The 18,068-nt window shown below is 46.9% G+C and carries 16 protein-coding genes and 1 pseudogene; 1 reads left to right on the forward strand and 16 read right to left on the reverse strand.

Annotation, left to right across the window (positions count from 1 at the left end; translation table 11 throughout):
• Positions 1–32: 32 nt before the first annotated feature.
• On the forward strand, positions 33–215 hold the full coding sequence (locus tag V1501_RS15255; protein WP_409293394.1) for a DUF2536 family protein: 183 nt from the start codon (positions 33–35) through the stop codon (positions 213–215).
• Positions 216–238: 23 nt separating this feature from the next.
• Here the strand turns inward: V1501_RS15255 and V1501_RS15260 are convergent, their stop codons facing one another.
• The 16 genes and pseudogenes from V1501_RS15260 to V1501_RS15335 form a co-directional block, all read right to left on the reverse strand.
• The gene (locus tag V1501_RS15260) at positions 239–877 is read right to left on the reverse strand and encodes a YrrS family protein (protein WP_409289423.1); all 639 of its coding nucleotides are present in this window, start codon (positions 875–877) and stop codon (positions 239–241) included.
• A 238-nt stretch (positions 878–1,115) separates the two neighbouring features.
• Positions 1,116–2,882, reverse strand: coding sequence for a peptidoglycan D,D-transpeptidase FtsI family protein (locus V1501_RS15265; protein WP_409289425.1), 1,767 nt, complete (start codon positions 2,880–2,882; stop codon positions 1,116–1,118).
• Positions 2,883–2,938: 56 nt separating this feature from the next.
• Positions 2,939–3,415, reverse strand: a pseudogene (gene greA, locus V1501_RS15270) (transcription elongation factor GreA).
• 239 nt (positions 3,416–3,654) lie between these two features.
• On the reverse strand, positions 3,655–4,290 hold the full coding sequence (udk, locus tag V1501_RS15275) for a uridine kinase (protein WP_409289426.1): 636 nt from the start codon (positions 4,288–4,290) through the stop codon (positions 3,655–3,657).
• Positions 4,291–4,436: 146 nt separating this feature from the next.
• On the reverse strand, positions 4,437–5,078 hold the full coding sequence (locus tag V1501_RS15280; RefSeq protein WP_409289428.1) for an O-methyltransferase: 642 nt from the start codon (positions 5,076–5,078) through the stop codon (positions 4,437–4,439).
• Positions 5,079–5,210: 132 nt separating this feature from the next.
• The gene (gene mltG, locus V1501_RS15285) at positions 5,211–6,341 is read right to left on the reverse strand and encodes an endolytic transglycosylase MltG (RefSeq protein ID WP_409289429.1); all 1,131 of its coding nucleotides are present in this window, start codon (positions 6,339–6,341) and stop codon (positions 5,211–5,213) included.
• Between the two features lie 216 nt (positions 6,342–6,557).
• Positions 6,558–6,839 (reverse strand): DUF1292 domain-containing protein, encoded by a 282-nt coding sequence (locus tag V1501_RS15290; protein WP_409289431.1) that lies wholly within the window; start codon positions 6,837–6,839, stop codon positions 6,558–6,560.
• Between the two features lie 13 nt (positions 6,840–6,852).
• Positions 6,853–7,275 carry a Holliday junction resolvase RuvX gene (gene ruvX, locus V1501_RS15295; protein WP_409289432.1) on the reverse strand — a complete coding sequence of 141 codons (423 nt, stop codon included), beginning with the start codon at positions 7,273–7,275 and terminating at the stop codon, positions 6,853–6,855.
• A gap of 1 nt (position 7,276) precedes the next feature.
• Positions 7,277–7,546 (reverse strand): IreB family regulatory phosphoprotein, encoded by a 270-nt coding sequence (locus V1501_RS15300; RefSeq protein WP_409293396.1) that lies wholly within the window; start codon positions 7,544–7,546, stop codon positions 7,277–7,279.
• A gap of 250 nt (positions 7,547–7,796) precedes the next feature.
• Complete coding sequence (alaS, locus tag V1501_RS15305; RefSeq protein ID WP_409289434.1) at positions 7,797–10,430, reverse strand: alanine--tRNA ligase; 2,634 nt, start codon at positions 10,428–10,430, stop codon at positions 7,797–7,799.
• Between the two features lie 337 nt (positions 10,431–10,767).
• Complete coding sequence (locus V1501_RS15310) at positions 10,768–11,877, reverse strand: AI-2E family transporter (RefSeq protein ID WP_409289436.1); 1,110 nt, start codon at positions 11,875–11,877, stop codon at positions 10,768–10,770.
• A gap of 256 nt (positions 11,878–12,133) precedes the next feature.
• Positions 12,134–12,328 carry a hypothetical protein gene (locus V1501_RS15315; RefSeq protein ID WP_409293397.1) on the reverse strand — a complete coding sequence of 65 codons (195 nt, stop codon included), beginning with the start codon at positions 12,326–12,328 and terminating at the stop codon, positions 12,134–12,136.
• A gap of 225 nt (positions 12,329–12,553) precedes the next feature.
• Complete coding sequence (locus V1501_RS15320) at positions 12,554–14,968, reverse strand: ATP-dependent RecD-like DNA helicase (RefSeq protein ID WP_409289438.1); 2,415 nt, start codon at positions 14,966–14,968, stop codon at positions 12,554–12,556.
• 23 nt (positions 14,969–14,991) lie between these two features.
• Positions 14,992–15,666 (reverse strand): tetratricopeptide repeat protein, encoded by a 675-nt coding sequence (locus tag V1501_RS15325; RefSeq protein ID WP_409289440.1) that lies wholly within the window; start codon positions 15,664–15,666, stop codon positions 14,992–14,994.
• Positions 15,667–15,748: 82 nt separating this feature from the next.
• On the reverse strand, positions 15,749–16,864 hold the full coding sequence (gene mnmA / locus V1501_RS15330; protein ID WP_409289442.1) for a tRNA 2-thiouridine(34) synthase MnmA: 1,116 nt from the start codon (positions 16,862–16,864) through the stop codon (positions 15,749–15,751).
• A 21-nt stretch (positions 16,865–16,885) separates the two neighbouring features.
• Complete coding sequence (locus V1501_RS15335) at positions 16,886–18,031, reverse strand: cysteine desulfurase family protein (RefSeq protein WP_409289444.1); 1,146 nt, start codon at positions 18,029–18,031, stop codon at positions 16,886–16,888.
• Positions 18,032–18,068 lie beyond the last annotated feature (37 nt).

Consider the following 18,068-nt stretch of genomic DNA (forward strand, 5'->3'; position numbering starts at 1 on the left):
AGGTGATCGTATTGAATTTCCAGATTGACATCATGGAAGACAAAATAGAGTTTTTTGAAGCTTTATCTATCAAGGAAATGGAAGAGAAGATTCAATCACAAATAGAAGTGAATAAAGCCATTTTACTTCAGGTTCATTCCGTTTCCCAGATGCATGTTTCCGAAGAAGGCAGGAGGTTCTACAGTGCTGCCGTCCATTTTAAAGCAAAAAAATAGAGGGGCGCTGCGCACGCCTCCCTTTATTTTTTATCATTCACTTTCAGTTCCTGCACCTTCACAGGTTTCCAGCCTTGTCCGTCTACCCATTCAATGAAAACCCGGTAGGTCTGGTCGCTGTCTTTGGCTGAAACAGTCCCGGCTGCACTGTTTGGCGATCCATTATTCTCTATCCACCATACAGTAAGATTTCCTGGGTCAATTTTCGCGCCATATGCGAGCGCCTTTTCCATTTCAATCCAATCTGCAGACCCCTCTTCATAAGTTGCCGTATGCTCTCCCTGCTGTGAGGTTCCGACCGGTTTCCATGATTCATTCACATAAGATCTTTTTACATTCGGTGAATCATCAGGAACTTCGGTTACCTTATCAGGATCTTTTTTCTCTTCTTCAGGCTCCTTGGCTGTCAGGTCTGCTGCGCTGTCATCTTTTTCCGGCCTGGCTGTTTCATCGTTATCCTTATTCTGCTTGGCAGCTGTTTCTGCCTTTTGTCCTGAGGTACTCTTCCCTGCACTTTTGTCTTCTTTTCCTCCCATGAAAATGAAGCCGGCAACAGACAATATCAGTATGGAAACAATGATGATCAGGAAATTATAAATCCGGTTTGCTTTTTTCTGTTTGGTTTTATCCAAACGCGAATTGTTATTCAAATCCCGCTCCAAAAAAATCCCCCCGCTTATCTCAGGCAGGCAAGAGCTCTGCCTGCTGTTATTCGCTTCTATCTTATCATGATTAGAGCTGTGCTTCTAAGAAAAAAGGCTAATTTCGTATATATACTGGCTTTTGGATCAGAAAGTGGATTTCCGTTAAAGGCTCTTGCTTACTTATTTGATTTCCTAACAGAACTTATCAGAAAACAACGAGTATCTTAGAAAATAGCCAAGAAAAAAGGCATCTCCATTATCTTTCTGCTCCTTCCCCACCCTTTCTCCCGGTTTCCTGAAGATAGACTTCTCTTACCATATCGTAAAATAACGGGTTAATCCCTCCCAGGTTTTCAGGCACATCAAGGTTGACAGCCACCAGGGCGTATTTAGGATTTTTATAAGGGAAATATCCTGCAAACCATTTATTATATAATTCTTGACCGCTCTGTTTTTTGCCTGTCTGGGCAGTTCCTGATTTCCCTGCCACCTCATATGGAAGCCCCTGAAAGGCCCTGCCTGTCCCCTTTCCTGATGTTACAACTCCCCTCAGCATAGCCTGCAGCTTGATCGCAGTGTAAGGCGATATACCACCGCTCATATTCTGCCGGGTGAAAAGGGCTGCTGTTGATCCATCCTTAAACTCAACCCTGCTTACCGCCTTGACCATCTCCGCCTTCCCGCCACGGGCAATCTCTGCCATCATATTGGCGGCAGCAAGCGGAGTGACCTGGACATCCTGCTGTCCGATACCGGTATGGGCAGCAAGCCGGCTGTTCTGTTTATCTGCTTTTTTACCCCAGACCATCCCGCTATCTTCTTGATATAGCTGCTTAATCTCAGAGTGAAAAATCTGTCCATGCCAGCCTGATAAGCCTACAAGATGCAGCTTCCCTGCATACTCTTCTAAAATTTCCGGGTCTTTTTTTGCCAGTTCCCCTGCCAGTTCCCCAAATGCCCTGTTACAGCTCTGGGCGAAGCTTTCCTCAAAATTCAGAAAGCCGAGTGTGCGTTTCCTGTCCGGGGTTCCGTTTATTGTACGCGAACAGTCAAACTGCCGTCCGTTTTTAGCCAGCCCATAATCAATGGCTGCCGCTGCCACTACCGTCTTGAAGACAGAACCTATTTTTGCCTGACTGAACATCTTATTTTCGGAGTGGGCGTTGGGATCATTTGTGCTGATGTGCGGTCTTGACACAACTGCCCGTATTTCACTTGATTCTATATCAAGCAGGATCAGTCCCCCATTTTTTATTTCATGCTGATCCACAAGGGTCTCCGCGATATGCTGCAAATCACTGTCAATCGTTGTAACGACAGAGACTGGATATAACGGATTTGCCGGCTCACTGTACTTTACGTCAACGCCAAAAAGCGGACCGCCCCTTCCGTCAACATGATAAATGAGCTTTGATTCGCCCTCTGAGAGCAGAAATTCATCAAAGGCAGCCTGGAGACCCGTATTGCCGACCTCGACGCCGGAAGGAAGGTCCCGGTTGCGGTAAAGTTTTTTCTTTTGGCTCTGGGCTCTGGTCAGGGTGCCAATCAGATGCTCTGCGGGCATTTTCTTCTTAAAGCTTTGCCTGACAGCAAAAACACCCGGTATCTTCAAAGAGTTAATTTTCTCCATCTGGCCGTCTGTGAGGGTTACGGGATGTTTACCTCCAAATGCAAATGGCTTCTTTGCATCCTTTACTGCCTTCAGCAGGTCTTCTTCCTGTATTCCGGCTGCTTCTGATACCTCCCGTGCCGGCCAGTCCATCTGCTTCAAGAACGGGAACAGCACAAGTGTCGGTATCGTTATATGTCCAAGCGGCACCCCATCCTTATCAAGAAACTTACCTCTTCCATTATCAATGGGCAGCACCTGTGTCCTCTGTCTGACACTTGCTTCCATCAGATTGATCCGCCGGCCGGTGAAAGACTCTGTCTGAAGCAGCTGAACCTGAACAAGCCTTCCCAAAAGGAAGATAAATAACAGAATACATATGATCCCGATCACTTTAACCCGTTTTACGGCCATAATAAAAACACCTCATCAACAGTGTTGACTCGGTGCTTTGTTTTTAATCGGCTATATCATTTAATGGTTACGATCCGGACGAACATATCTCCGCCTGGTGTCTGAACAGTAACTTCGTCCCCGACCTTTTTGCCGATCAGACTCCTGGCAATCGGAGAATCATTGGAGATTTTCCCCTCGAAAGGATCTGCTTCAGCGCTTCCCACAATGGTATATGTTTCTTCTTCCCCATCCGGAAGCTCGACAAATGTAACGGATTTACCCAGGGATACTGTATCTGAATTAAGATCATCTTCCTCGATGATCTTAGCGTTGCGGACCATATTTTCAAGTGTAGTGATACGCCCTTCGACGAATGCCTACTCTTCCTTCGCAGAATCATACTCTGAATTCTCGGACAGGTCGCCAAAGCTCCTCGCTATCTTGATTCTTTCAACAACTTCCTTACGTTTTACACTTTTTAAATATTCAAGCTCCTGCTCAAGCTTTTCTTTTCCCTGCTTGGTCATCGGGAATACTTTTTCTATAGCCACAATCCTTCACTCCTTCTAGTCTTTCACAATTCCCCGTGCTGATATTGTGAGTTATATATGTACGTACACATAAAAATATACAAGGTGCGCGCCTTTTGCGGGGCGCGCATTTGTCTCTTATTTGTAAGATTATTGCCTTTTTCTAGTTTTGTCTACCTTTTTTATTAAATTTTCAAAAAAATGGATGACCCGGGAAAAGGCTTACAGTCCTTGGCTATATCTTTATTTATGCAATGTTATTATAAAAATGACTTTTCTTCAAGGATTGTCTTTATTTTTGTGACCATTAGGTCGATTGCCACATGATTCTGCCCGCCCTCAGGGATGATTATATCAGCATAGCGCTTTGTAGGCTCGATAAATTGATTGTGCATCGGCCGCACAACGCTTAAATATTGATCAATGACAGATTCAATGGTGCGTCCCCTTTCATTGATGTCCCGGACCATTCTCCTGAGAATCCTGATGTCAGCGTCTGTGTCCACAAAAAGCTTAATATCCATCAGGTTCCTCAGCCTTTCATCCTCCAGTACAAGAATTCCTTCCAGAATGATGACATCCTTTGGCTCTACAGGGATAATATCCTTTGAACGGGTATGGAGCGCATAATCATAGACTGGCTTATCTATCACTTCGTAGGCAAGCAGTTTATTCAGGTGCTCAATGAGCAGGTCATTATCAAAGGCAAGCGGGTGGTCATAGTTTGTCTGAAGCCTTTCTTCATACGGCAGCTCGCTTTGATCCTTGTAGTAATAATCCTGTTCCAGCATGAGAATGGAATGCCCCTGGAAACTCCTGTATATTGCTTTCGTCACGCTTGTCTTGCCAGAACCGGACCCTCCCGCAACACCTATTACTACCGGTTTTTTACTCATTTTAAATCTCCTTCTCTATCTCAAATAGGCATTGGAAAACAGGCTTAAAACCATGGTTTCACAGCGGGTCTTTTTGCTATGTTACCCAGCCCATGACTCCTTATACCTTATAACATTCTAAACAGTCTTAAACCTGACGGCACGGCTCATTTCATCTTGCTTATTGCCACTCCGTCCCCTATGGGAAGAATCACCGTATCGTAAGAAGCATGATTCATAAGCCAGGCGTTGAAATCCTTGATTTTCCTTACTAGGCTCCTGATCCTTTTCTGCTCAATTTCCTCAATGTCTGAGGCAACCAGGCCCTTGAATAGAACGTTGTCTGTAACAATCAGCCCGCCCTTGGCCAGAAGCGGCTCATACAGTTCGAAAAATTTGCGGTACTGGCCTTTTGCAGCATCAATAAAGATAGTGTCAAACGGCCCTTCCGCCTCTGCTTCTGCGTACGTATCCAAAGCATCTCCGGCAATGATTTTCACCGTTTGCTGATTTGCGGCCCTCGCAATGTATTCCCTGGCAAGTGAAATTCTTTCCTCATCCCGCTCCAGGGTCACAATTCTTGCCCCGGGCAGTGCGTCCGACATCCTTAAAGCCGAATATCCAATCGCAGTCCCTACCTCCAGGATTCTTTTGGAGCCATTCAGCCTTAAGAATTGCAGGAGAGCCTCCATCCCTGCCTTTTCCATGATCGGCACCCCATTATCTTCTGCATACTTCTCCATTTCAGCGAATAATGGTGACGGCTCCGGTATCAAGGACTGAAGATATTCTTCTACTTTTCCATCCATCTTCTTTCCTCCAAGCTACAAGACGATCTATTATGCAGGTTAGGGCAAGGCAAGACCGCCAAAAATCACTCCGAATATTTTAACATAAAAAGAGGGGGAAAGTGAATAAACTCTCCCCATCTTCGTCTTTTACTATTTTTTACTAGTAATATGTTCTTTCTTGAGCTTGTTATGCTCATCCAGGCTTTTGGAAAAGTAAACCTTTCCATCGGCTGCTGCCAGGAAGTACAGATATTCCGTATCAGCAGGATTCAAAGCAGCCTCGATGGAACTCACGCCGGCATTGGCAATCGGCCCGGGCGGCAGCCCCGTATTAACATAGGTATTATACGGCGATTTTACTTTAAGATCCTTGTAAAATACCCGCTTCTGGTGGCTTCCTTTCGCATACAGGACTGTTGGGTCCGTCTGAAGTTTCATCCCGGCATCCAGCCTGTTATAGAAAACAGAGGAAATCGACTCCCTGTGCGTCTTCTCTGTGGCCTCTTCCTCGATCAGCGAAGCCATGGTCAGCAGCTTATGCGGTGTGAGCTTCTTTTTGGCCATACTATCCTGATACTGCAGGATGATCTCATTTTGCTTTTTTAACATAGGCTGAATAAGATCCTCCAGGGTCGGCTCTTTTTCATAATAGGAATATGTGGCAGGAAATAAATAGCCTTCCAGTGGATACTTAATGTTCTTAGCCATTATCTCGGGCTTAAGAAGATCCGGATAAATGGCCTGCATCTTGCCTACAAACGCTCTGCTATTCAGGGTTTTCCATATATCCTTCTTCTCTAGCTTTGTATGATCAGCCAGAATACCCGCAATCTGGTCCAGCTGCTTCCCTTCAGGGATAGTAATCTTCAGGGCTGCACTCTGCATAACCTTGCCCGTCTTCAGACTGGCTGTGATTTCTCTCAACTCCATTGATGGCGAGAATTTATAATCCCCTGCCTGAAAGCCTGTTTCATTCTTGAATTTCACATAATATCGGAATACCCGGGCATCTTTGATAATCCCCTGATCTTCCAATACGCTTGAAATGCCCGATACACTTGAACCGATGGGGATTTTGACATTCGTTGTCTCTTTATTCCCCGGATCAGCGGGCTTTAAAGCGGACTGGACATAAAAATACCCTCCCGCTGCTATGACCGCAATTAACACCAGAACAGCCAGGACGGAATACAAAACAATCCGCCGGACTGTCTTCGCTTCGCTTTCCCGTTTTAAAAGCTGCTGCTTAATATGCTCTTTCTTTGGATCCTTGCCACTCATTATTTCCCCTCCATGAAACCAGTCAAGAAGCGTTTTCTTAAATTATGTACTGAGTCATTATACTATAAATAGAAGGGCCAATCATACAAAATACCCGAAATTATTACAAATAGGAACAAATAGGATAAGCTCAGGCACCAGACAAACGCCTGCCAATTCCTTGGCAGGCGTTCATTCCATCTATTTTATCCAGCCATATGGCAGGGATAATTTACATCATTCTCCTTCTTCTTCAAGAAAGGTGTTCAGCATTTCTTCGATCATGTCCCATTCTTCTTCCGTCTCGATAGGCTGAAGCTCGCCATCCTCATTGTCTTCGCTTGGCACAAAGGAGGATGCGTGTATCTCGATATCCTCGTCGTCCTGATCCGATCCTAATGGATAGTAAAGGACGTAAGACTTGCCTGTCTCTTCTGAATCAAAGGTGAAAAGCACCTCACAAAGCTGTTCGTTTCCGTTCTCGTCTACCACTGTAATGTTTTTTTCGCCGTTTTCCATGTGTAAGCACCTCTTATAAGTTAGTTTGTCTGTCCAGATAGCCCTGAAGGATCATGACGGCAGCCATTTTATCAATCAGCTTTTTCCGCTTGCTGCGGCTCATGTCCGCTTCTAACAGCAGGCGTTCGGCAGCCATGGTTGTAAGCCGCTCGTCCCAGTACTCCACAGGAAGGCTGAACTTTTTTTGCAGGGCACTGCCGTAGGCCTGGCTCGCTTCGGCCCTTGGCCCGATTGTATTATTCATATTCTTCGGGAGGCCGACTACAATTTTCGTAACTTCATACTCTTTAATAAGTTCTCCAATTCTTTTGTATCCAAACCTGTTTTTATCCTCGTCGATCTGGATGGTTTCAATTCCTTGAGCGGTCCAGCCCATGGCATCGCTGATCGCGACCCCAACCGTTTTCGAACCGACATCAAGACCCATAATCCGCATATTAATTTCCCTCGCGCTGATGCTTCAGATACGATTTCACCAGTTCTTCAATGATTTCGTCGCGTTCAAGCTTCCTGATGATGCTCCTGGCATCATTATGCCTTGGTATATAGGCAGGGTCGCCTGACAGCAGGTATCCGACAATCTGATTGATAGGATTATACCCTTTATCCTGGAGCGCATTGTGCACTTTGAATAATACTTCACGCACATCCCGTTCAAACGGCTCTTCCGGAAAATTGAATTTCATGGTTTTATCGAAGGAACTCAATACCAGCACTCCCTTTTTGAATGGCGGCGGACGCCGGTCCGCGTCAGCATCGTCCACTGCCGCCGCATACGGAGCATGAGCCTCCATGCCCTGGTCCGCTCCCGGCACCTGCCATCCAGAATTTTGTTCAGGCATCCGCCGGACTGCCGGCTCTGCCTGTCTTGCATCTATTCTCTTCGGAATGTCTATTATTAATAACTTCGGGCTGAAATGTCAATCTCCTGCACGTTCAGCCAGCCAAACTTATTTATTAGATAGATTTTACCCATTCCTCGACATAGCTAAGCGCTGAATCCAGTTTGGACGGATCCTTTCCTCCTGCCTGTGCCATGTCCGGCCGGCCGCCTCCGCCGCCGCCGCAGCGAGAGGCTACCTCTTTGACTAATTTACCTGCATGAAAGCCTTTTTCCATTAAATCATTTGTTACCCCGGCAATCAAGTTTACCTTGTCACCCTGGACAGAACCAAGCAATACGACTGCAGATCCCAGTTTATTTTTCAAGTCATCTGCCATTTGACGCAGGTTGTTCATATCCTGAGCCGCCACCTTTGCAGCAAGGACCGTTACACCATCCACCTGTTTTGCCTGATCCACAAGGCTACCTGCTTCAATGTTGCTTAGTTTGGCAGCCAGGGATTCATTTTCTCTTTGAAGTTCTTTTAATTCAGAGAGAATGGCTTCAATCCGGACCGGAACATCTTTTGTACTGGATTTAAGTCTGCCGGCGGCATTTTGAAGGATTCCGACTTGTTCTTTCAACTGGGCATATGCATCTGCGCCAGTGACCGCTTCGATACGGCGGGTGCCTGCACCTATTCCGCTTTCTGACACAATCTTGAAAAGACCGATGGCAGAGGTATTGGGAACATGGCAGCCTCCACACAGCTCAAGGCTGTAGTTTCCTACCTGTACGACACGTACAATTTCGCCATACTTTTCGCCAAACAGCGCCATTGCGCCCATTTCCTTAGCTTCATTGATATTTTTGTAATCAATCTGGACCGCGACGCTTTCCCAGATTTTGTGATTTACGATTTCCTCTATTTTTTCCAGCTCTTCCGGCTTGATCTGTCCAAAATGTGAAAAATCGAATCTCAAGCGGTCACTCTGTACCAATGATCCTGCCTGGTTGACATGGACGCCGAGTACATCCTTCAATGCCTGATGAAGAAGGTGGGTGGCTGTATGGTTCTTGGTGATTTCCGTACGGTTTTTTCCATCCACAGCAGAATGGACAGTATCCCCTTTCTTGATGGACCCTGATTCCACAACAGCATTATGGAGATTTTGTCCGTTAGGAGCTTTTTGGACATCCTTTACATGAATGACTGCATTTCCGCTCCTGATCGAACCAATATCGGCAATCTGGCCGCCGCTTTCGGCATAGAATGGCGTCTGGCTTAAGATGATCTGCACTTCATCACCAGCTTCTGCAGCTTCCGCAAATTCACCATTTTTAACAATCTCTACTACCGTACCATCCGATTCCAGATGATCGTAGCCGACAAACTTGCTTTCGGCTTTTATTTCCCCAAGAACTCCGCCCTGGACCTGCATGGAGCCGACATCCTGGCGTGCAGCCCTTGCCCGCTCCCGCTGCCCTTCCATAGCCTGTTCGAATCCTTCATGGTCGACCTTCATGCCTTCTTCCTCGGCGTATTCCTCTGTCAGTTCAACCGGGAAACCATATGTATCATACAGGCGGAATACGTCTTCACCTGGAATGGTCCCGCTGTTATTTTCCTTGGCTCTCTTAATGACCTCTGACAGGATTCCCAGGCCGTCATTCAACGTCTCGTGGAACCGTTCTTCCTCGTTTTTGACAACCGTCTGAATGAATTCCTGCTTATCTGATACCTCAGGGTAGAAATCCTTCATGATTTCTCCAGCTACAGCCACAAGCTCATACATAAATGGACGGTTTATATTGATTTTTTTAGCATAGCGTACAGCTCTTCTAAGCAAACGGCGGAGCACATAGCCGCGGCCTTCATTTGAAGGGAGCGCCCCATCGCCGACTGCAAAGGATACTGTCCGGATATGATCTGCAATAACCTTGAAGGCTGTATCCAGCTCTTTATCCTTTCCATACTCAACGCCTGAGATTTTCTCAACCGCGTGAATGATCGGCATGAATAGATCCGTATCAAAGTTGGTCGGCACTCCCTGTACAACACAGGCCATCCGCTCAAGTCCCATTCCGGTATCAATATTTTTCTTTGGCAGCGGAGTATAGCTGCCATCCGGATTGTGGTTGAATTGGGAGAAAACGAGATTCCAGACCTCCAGGTAGCGTTCGTTTTCGCCGCCCGGGAATAATTCAGGATCGTTCGGGTCATCACCGTACTCTGGTCCGCGGTCATAGAAGATCTCTGTGTTAGGTCCGCTTGGGCCCTCCCCGATATCCCAGAAGTTTTCCTCCAGCCTGATGATCCTCTCTTTCGGGATTCCTATTTTCTCATTCCAGAGGATAAAAGCTTCTTCGTCCTCAGGATGGATCGTGACAGACAGCTTTTCCTTATCGAAGCCGATCCACTTTTCATCGGTCAAAAATTCCCATGCCCAGGTAATGGCTTCTTCCTTGAAATAATCACCGATGGAAAAATTCCCGAGCATTTCAAAGAACGTATGGTGTCGTGCTGTTTTGCCTACATTTTCTATGTCATTAGTCCTTATTGATTTTTGTGCATTCGTAATCCTGGGATTTTCCGGAATTACCCGTCCGTCAAAATATTTCTTTAGTGTGGCTACACCAGAATTAATCCATAGAAGTGAAGGATCATCATGCGGGACCAGGGATGCACTCGGTTCAATACTGTGCCCCTTTTCTTTGAAAAAGTCCAGATACATCCTGCGAATCTGTGAACCGGTATGTTTTTTCATATTACTTCCTCCTTTTATGCGTCCAATCTTTTTTAGGCAATAAAAAAAACCCTTATCCCAAAACAGGGACGAGAGTTTGCTCGCGGTACCACCCTGATTATGCACGGAGTCTCCATGCATCACCTCATTACCAGCCTTAACGCGGCAGACGGCAGGGATTAGCTGCACTCAGGATTAGCCTTCTGTTAACCTTCATCTAGCATCCCTTCCAGCCTCGGGGACCCCTCTCTATCGTGCCAGGCACTTTAAATGGTCATTAACATACTCGATCCATCATTGTGTTGCTTATTAAAAGTTCATTATTTTACCATGATTATATGCATAGGAAAATATTTTGTCAATGCCTGTCATGACTGTTTTCACCACTTGCTTCTGCAAGCTCCTTTCTTTTATTGGGGGCAAAGTGCTCCATGGCATGAATGACGGCCACTTTTAGGATGGCGAGGAGTGGAACCGCGACGATCAGTCCCGGGATTCCTCCGGTTTCCCCTCCCAGGAGAAGTGCCGCCATAATGACAAGAGGGTGCATGGATAAGCTTTTGCCGACAATAAATGGAGACAATACATTCCCTTCCAGGAACTGAAGAACCAGCACGATCAATGCTACAAGCAAAGCCATTTTCATGGAGGTGGCAGCCGCAATCAGCATGGCAGGAACAGCACCAAAAATGGGGCCGAAATATGGAATGATATTGGTGATTCCGATGATGACCCCGAATAACAGGGGATATTGCATGCCGATTCCCCAAAAAATAAGAGTGGAGAGGCCCCCGATTGCCGCACAGACAATGAATTGTCCCCTGATGTAGCTTCCAAGGGAGTAGTCCACATCACGTATGAAGGATATGCCCCCTGCCCGCCAATTATGGGGTGTAAGATGCCAGACAAAACGCTTTATGGCGGAAATGTCTTTAAGAAAGTAAAAAGCAACGAATGGAATGAGGGCGATAAAGAGGATGAAGTCAAGAAGCCGGGCCAAAACCCCCATGGCCATATCAAACAAACTGTCAAGCTTCCTTTCAAACATCAAGATTCCCTCTTCAAGCCTCTCGTGCAGGCCAAATGGCCAGGATGCCGTCTGTCTGTGCATGGAGTCGAACCAGCTCCTGTATTGCTCAGCCACGGCTGGTGCACTATCAGACAGCTGTCTGATCTGCCAGATAAAGGCCGGGATCCCTTTATAAAGAGCATAGCCGGTAACACCGAAAAAAAGGATGTAAATGATAAAGATGGCAAGCACCCGGTGCATCCCCCTGCCATGAAGCTTCTCAACTATAGGGTGGAGAAGGTAGGCTATGAATCCCCCTATTATAAACGGGAGGAGCACAGCGGCCAATACCTTGAAAACCGGCAGCCACAGCGGCCTTAATATAAAGAAGACATATAGAACTATAAACAGAAGCAGCAGGAAACCGAGGCGATAATACCACTTCACCCTTATATTCACAATCTCCCCCCTTTTTCTCTAGGGTTTGTATCTCTGTTCATTTCCATACAGATCAAGAGGAAAGAGAAGGCATATTTACAGAAAAAGAGCTTTTTTTGTAAAACAAGAACCGCCCGCTTACAACAAATTTAAATTTTCTGCACCGGCTGGGAATGCCAGCAGGATTAAACCGAGCTGCAGGAAGCCTGGTGATACATGCAGCTTTAGCCCCTTTTCCACAGGAAAAACCCGGCTCCTAGAAGGCCGGGGATCCACCTTAATATCCTCCGCTTATCCGGCGGCTGTCTTCTTCAAAAAGATCATCAAGAGAACTGAGCGATCCATCCTCCTCCACTTGATGGGTATTTATTAAGTCTTTAGAAATGGTCATCTCAATGAAGCAGTTCCAGCAATAAAACTGATTCACGCCAATCTTGCCGATATCTTTGCTTGAACAATTCGGGCATATCATCTGCAAAGTAAGACACCTCACTACACTCTTATTACGATGGTGCCCCGGGTTATACCCCTGCAGGCAGCCATCCGTCTATGTCCCTACCATTCTGCCCAGGATTTTCGCATCATATACCACTTTCTGCCACTTACTGCACTGTGGATCAACACACAAGATTCTAACATTCCCAAGGATGCCTAGAAACAGCAAAAAGGCTGCCGTCTAAGCAGCAGCCTTCCTGGATTATTGTATTTTTTCGACGCTCATGAAATCATAAGGAGTCAGCTCACCCATGCCTATCATCGGGTCGGCAGACATCATTGATGCAATTATATTCTGGCTTTCATCTGCAATAACGGCGGGAACCTCTTTTTCGGCCATCGTTTTTTCCAGTCGTTCACAGAGAGTCGTTTTCCGCCCCAGTTCATTATTTCTCTCTACACCAAGCCGCAGGGCTTCTTCCTCCCCGCAGAGTATGAGAAATTTTCTGCTCCTTGTGATTCCTGTATAAATCAAATTCCTCCTCAGCATCCTGTAATAGCTCTTAACCACAGGCATGATGACGATCGGGAACTCGCTTCCCTGTGCCTTGTGAATGGAACAGCAGTAGGCAAGGGTAATCTGCGAGAGATCGGATTTGGTATACGTAATCTCTAGACCATCAAAGGATACAATAACCATATCCTGCTTTTCTGTGTTCTCCTTTGCATATAGGATGGCCACAATCTGGCCGATGTCCCCGTTGTAGACACTGCTTTCCGGCTGGTTTACAAGCTGCAGCACCTTGTCCCCGACCCTGTAGGTAACATCACCGAACGAGAGCTCCCGCTTTTTGCCGTCTTCATTCGGGTTCAATATCCCTTGAATCAGGACATTCAGCCTGTCAATTCCCGCAGGTCCCCGGTACATAGGGGCAAGCACCTGGATATCGCGGGCTGAATAGCCCTTTTTCTTGGCGTTTTTAACCACCTTTTCAACCACTTCTGCAATCTGGGCGGCATTGCACGGAAAGAAGGAGCGGTCCGGCTGCTGGCTGCGGATATCGCCAGGCAGCCTTCCCTGCTTAATTTCATGAGCGAGGCTGATGATGGAAGACCCATCGTCCTGTCGGTATATATGCTGAAGCTGCACAGTCGGTACCATGCCCGAGCGCAGCAGATCCTTCAAAACCTGACCCGGTCCGACCGATGGCAGCTGATCCTCATCCCCCACGAGAATAACCTGAATATGTTCAGGCAGCGCCTTGAACAGCTGATACGCGAGCCAGGTATCTACCATGGACATCTCATCAATGATCAGAATCTTTCCGCCGATTGGATTGTTTTCATTATGAGTGAACTCTCCTGTTCCGTTCCAGCCGAGAAGGCGGTGGATGGTAACGGCAGGCAGTCCGGTTGATTCGGTCATCCTTTTGGCCGCACGCCCGGTAGGCGCAGCAAGGACAAACGGGAAGGGCTCTTCCTTTTTATAATCCCCCGGATCAAGTGATGCTCCGTGCAGCTCTGAGTACAATTCCACGATGCCTTTAATTACTGTAGTTTTTCCTGTCCCCGGACCGCCGGTGAGAATCAGCATAGGGGACATCAATGCAGTCTGAATGGCATCTTTTTGGGCAGGGGCATACTCCACTTCAATCCGCTCTTCAAGCTTGCCCAGCGCCAGCAGGAATTCAGATTCAGGAAATTGATCTTCATACTCTTCCTGTTCCAGTATTTTCTCAATCTTGCCGGCGAGGCCTCCCTCTGAAAAGTATAGGGAAGGTGTATATATCCGCTCATCCTCCACAATGACCTTGCCTTCTTCACCAAGCTTAATGATTTCAGCGGATATATTGGTATATTCAATTACATCCCGCTTATTTTCCTCAAGCAGGGCTTTGACGCGCCGGAGAAGATGCTCCGTTTCAAGAAAAACATGGCCTTCCTGAAGGCAGTCATTTTCAAGAGTATACAGACAGGCTGCCTTGATCCGGTCTTCATGATTGCCGGCGATCCCAACCTGAAAGCCCAGCTCATCTGCGCGCCCGAAGCCGACACCCTCTATATCCTCGACAAGCTGGTATGGATTCTTTTGTATCACCGACAGCGTTTCATGTTTATAGACCTGGTATATGCGCATGGACAGCTGCGGCCCGAAGCCGAGCTGATTGAGGCTGATGATCACCTTCTCCAGCCCCTGATGCTCCATGAGATTGTCATATAGGTCCTTGGCTTTATCCGGGTTCAGCTTAGGAATTGTATCCAGTAGTGAAGGACTTTCCAGGATGCGGGAGATGGCATTTTCACCTAATGTGTCAACAATGCTCTCTGCGGTTTTTTTGCCGATTCCTTTAAAAAGCTCACTGGATAAGTAATTGATGATCCCATCGCGTGTATGGGGCATATCCTTCCTGAAATGCTCCACATGAAATTGCTGCCCGAACTTTGGATGGTCCTTCATCTGGCCAAAAAAGATATAAGTCTCATGCTCGTGGATTCGGGGAAAGTATCCGGTGACGACCGCTTCTTTTTCATCATATTCCAGATTGGTTTCGTCCAGGCGGATCCGGACTACTGAATAAAGATTCTGCTCGTTATGAAAGATGGTGACCAGATGCCGTCCCTTCATGAACAATTTGTCACCATCTGCAAATAGATTTAATGAATCCTGCTGAAGCACGCTTTCCCCTCCTTCACATTATTTTAATTCTGTTCTTCTTCCTCTTTCAGGATCAGCTCCATCTGCGCCTTTCCATGGGCCGCAAGAATATGATCCGGCTGTACTTCTACTGCCTTTTCCATCTGTTCAGCCGCTTCACGGACCTTTCCAGTAAGTGCGTAAGCCACTCCCAGATTATAATAAGCATCTCCATGCTCCGGGTCTTTTTCAAGCACAAGCTTCAGCTCGGCAATTACCTCATCATAGAGCTCCGCATGGGCCAGGGTCAGTGCATATTGGAATCTTGCTTCAGCATCTTCCGGATTCAATTCAACGCTCCGCTTAAGATATGGCATGGCAAGCCTTGGCTGTTCAAGCTGCATGAGCGTAAGTCCAAGCATGAAGTATGCATCGGAATTATCAAGTCCTGATTTGACCGCCTTTTCATACATATCCTTTGCTTCCGCATATTTTTCTTTCTCAAAAAGCATACTTCCCAATGAGTAATAAGCCGCTGATGCGTTCGGATCGATTTCCAGCGCTTTATTGAAAAAGCTCACTGCACGGCTGTCTTCTCCCACAGCGGTCAGGACATTTCCAAAGTTAATATAACCGACTGGATCCTCCGGGCTTTCTTCAATAACTTCCGAAAACAGCTTGACCGCTTCTTCGTATTTGCCAGCCCTCATATTTTCAATTCCCCGCATGTTTTTGTCCATTATTAGACCACTCTCCATCATTTCTATAGTGAGTATAGCATAACATAAAAAAATGGGCAGGCCCGCTTAAGGGCCTGCCTGTTTATCCTACATACGTAAGCTTTTCTTGCGCTTTGAACACTACATCGATCGTGCCGCCGCCCAGGCATTCATCGCCATCATAAAAGACAACAGCCTGTCCAGGGGTCACAGCCCGTATTGGCTGTTTAAAAAGGACATCAGCCGTACCGTCTCCATGACTCTTTACCGTTACTTCATTATCCGCCTGACGGTATCTGAATTTTGCCGTACATTCGAATGTCCCCGGCTTGTCCAGGCCAGATACCCAGCTCACATTGACCGCTTTAATTGAAGTCGAATATAAGCTGTCATGATCGAAGCCCTGCTCCACATAAAGAATATTTTTTTTCAGATCTTTTCCGACGGCAAACCACGGTTCTCCGCTTCCGCCGATTCCAAGACCATGACGCTGGCCGATCGTATAATACATCAAACCGTCATGCGTGCCCTTTTCTTCTCCGTTCAAGGTCTGCATTATCCCTGGCTGGGCTGGCAGATATCCGCTTAGGAATTCTTTGAAATTCCTTTCACCGATAAAGCAGATGCCTGTAGAATCTTTTTTGGCTGCAGTGGCGAGATCAGCTTCCCGGGCTATTTCCCTAACCCTGGATTTCTCGATGCCCCCAAGCGGGAACATAACCTTTTCAAGCTGCTCCTGAGTGAGCTGGTTCAGGAAATAAGTCTGATCTTTATTTTGATCAATGCCCCTCAGCATCTTATATTCTCCATCAATCTGCTCGACCCTGGCATAATGTCCGGTCGCCAGATAGTCAGCGCCCAGATTGACCGCATGCTCAAGGAAGGCCTTAAATTTTATTTCTTTATTGCACATAACATCAGGATTAGGAGTGCGTCCTGCTTTATATTCATCCAGGAAATAGGTAAAAACCTTGTCCCAGTACTGTTTCTCGAAATTGACAGCATAGTAGGGGATGCCAATCTGGTTGCAGACACGGATTACGTCATTGTAATCCTCGGTTGCTGTACAGACTCCATTTTCATCTGTGTCATCCCAATTCTTCATGAATATCCCTACAACATCATACCCCTGCTGTTTTAATAGAAGCGCGGCAACGGAAGAGTCCACGCCTCCGGACATTCCCACAACCACCCGCGTTTCTTCAGGTGACTTTTTCATACTGCCACCCCTTTCTTTATATTAATGAGTCCTCAGGCGCTGAACGATTTTTACGGCTGCTCCTGCAGCCCTCAGGACTTCTTCTTCTGTATTTGTATAGCCGAAGCTGAACCGGATGGAATTATACGGCCTGTCTGAGTCTTTCCCGAACATGGCCGTCAGAACGTGGGAAGGTTCAATCGAGCCTGCAGTGCATGCTGATCCGCTGGAAACAGCGATGCCTGCAAGATCAAGATTCATTAGCATCTGTTCCACATTGGTACCTTCAAAGCTGATGTTTAATACATGAGCAAGAGCATACTCCTGATTGCCGTTAATAGCAAATTTAATGCCTGCTTTCTGAAGTGATCCAATCAGCGCTTCCTTCATGGATTGATAGTTTGCCCTTTTTTCATCTAAGGATTCCTTTGCGATGCGGACAGCCTCCGCAAATGCCGCAATGGCCGGAACATTTTCGGTCCCTGCCCGCCTCTTTCTCTCCTGCTCCCCGCCGTAACTTACAGGGATGATCCTGGTGCCATCCTTTATATACAGGAAGCCTATCCCTTTGGGGCCATTTATTTTATGGGCGGAAACCGACATGGAGTCGATTCCCAGGGCGTTCACATCAATATTTTCGCTCCCGTAGGCCTGGACCGCGTCCGTATGGAAGACAGCCCCGCGCTCTTTAGCAAGGCGGGCAAGCTCCCGGACCGGCTGGATGGTGCCTACCTCATTATTCCCGTACATGATTGTCACAAGTATAGTGTCATCCCTAAGCGCTTCTTTCAGGCCGTCGGGAGAAACGAGGCCAGACTCATCTACCGGCAGGTACGTGATGTCAAATCCCTCCTTCTCCAGGTAGCGGCAGGTATTCAGGACCGCATGATGTTCCACAATGCTCGTGATGATATGCTTTCCGCGTCCGCTGTTCGCTCTTGCCGTCCCGATGATAGCCAGATTATCAGCTTCAGTACCTCCGCTGGTAAAAATAATTTCATTTTCCTTTGCACCTATGCTTCTGGCAATGAAAGCTCTGGATTCATCCAGGATATGCCTTGACTTCCTTCCGAATGAATGAATGCTGGATGGGTTGCCGAAGGTTGCCTCCATCGCTTCTGCCATTTTTTTAATGACACCGGGATGCATCGGTGAAGTGGCTGCATGATCAAGATAAATATTTTCCAAATCGTTTCCCTCCTGTCAGGGATGTATGAAGGTATCT

It is taken from the genome of Paraperibacillus esterisolvens, assembly GCF_046237625.1.
GTDB lineage: Bacteria > Bacillota > Bacilli > Bacillales > DSM-1321 > Paraperibacillus > Paraperibacillus esterisolvens.

Coding starts and splice junctions, on each gene's coding strand:
- V1501_RS15255 (WP_409293394.1), top strand. CDS start 33: ATGGAAGACAAAATAGAGTTTTTTGAAGCTTTATCTATCAAGGAAATG.
- V1501_RS15265 (WP_409289425.1), bottom strand. CDS start 2,882: ATGGCCGTAAAACGGGTTAAAGTGATCGGGATCATATGTATTCTGTTA.
- udk (WP_409289426.1), bottom strand. CDS start 4,290: ATGAGTAAAAAACCGGTAGTAATAGGTGTTGCGGGAGGGTCCGGTTCT.
- V1501_RS15280 (WP_409289428.1), bottom strand. CDS start 5,078: ATGGATGGAAAAGTAGAAGAATATCTTCAGTCCTTGATACCGGAGCCG.
- mltG (WP_409289429.1), bottom strand. CDS start 6,341: ATGAGTGGCAAGGATCCAAAGAAAGAGCATATTAAGCAGCAGCTTTTA.
- V1501_RS15290 (WP_409289431.1), bottom strand. CDS start 6,839: ATGGAAAACGGCGAAAAAAACATTACAGTGGTAGACGAGAACGGAAAC.
- ruvX (WP_409289432.1), bottom strand. CDS start 7,275: ATGCGGATTATGGGTCTTGATGTCGGTTCGAAAACGGTTGGGGTCGCG.
- alaS (WP_409289434.1), bottom strand. CDS start 10,430: ATGAAAAAACATACCGGTTCACAGATTCGCAGGATGTATCTGGACTTT.
- V1501_RS15315 (WP_409293397.1), bottom strand. CDS start 12,328: ATGATATGCCCGAATTGTTCAAGCAAAGATATCGGCAAGATTGGCGTG.
- V1501_RS15325 (WP_409289440.1), bottom strand. CDS start 15,666: ATGGACAAAAACATGCGGGGAATTGAAAATATGAGGGCTGGCAAATAC.
- mnmA (WP_409289442.1), bottom strand. CDS start 16,864: ATGAAAAAGTCACCTGAAGAAACGCGGGTGGTTGTGGGAATGTCCGGA.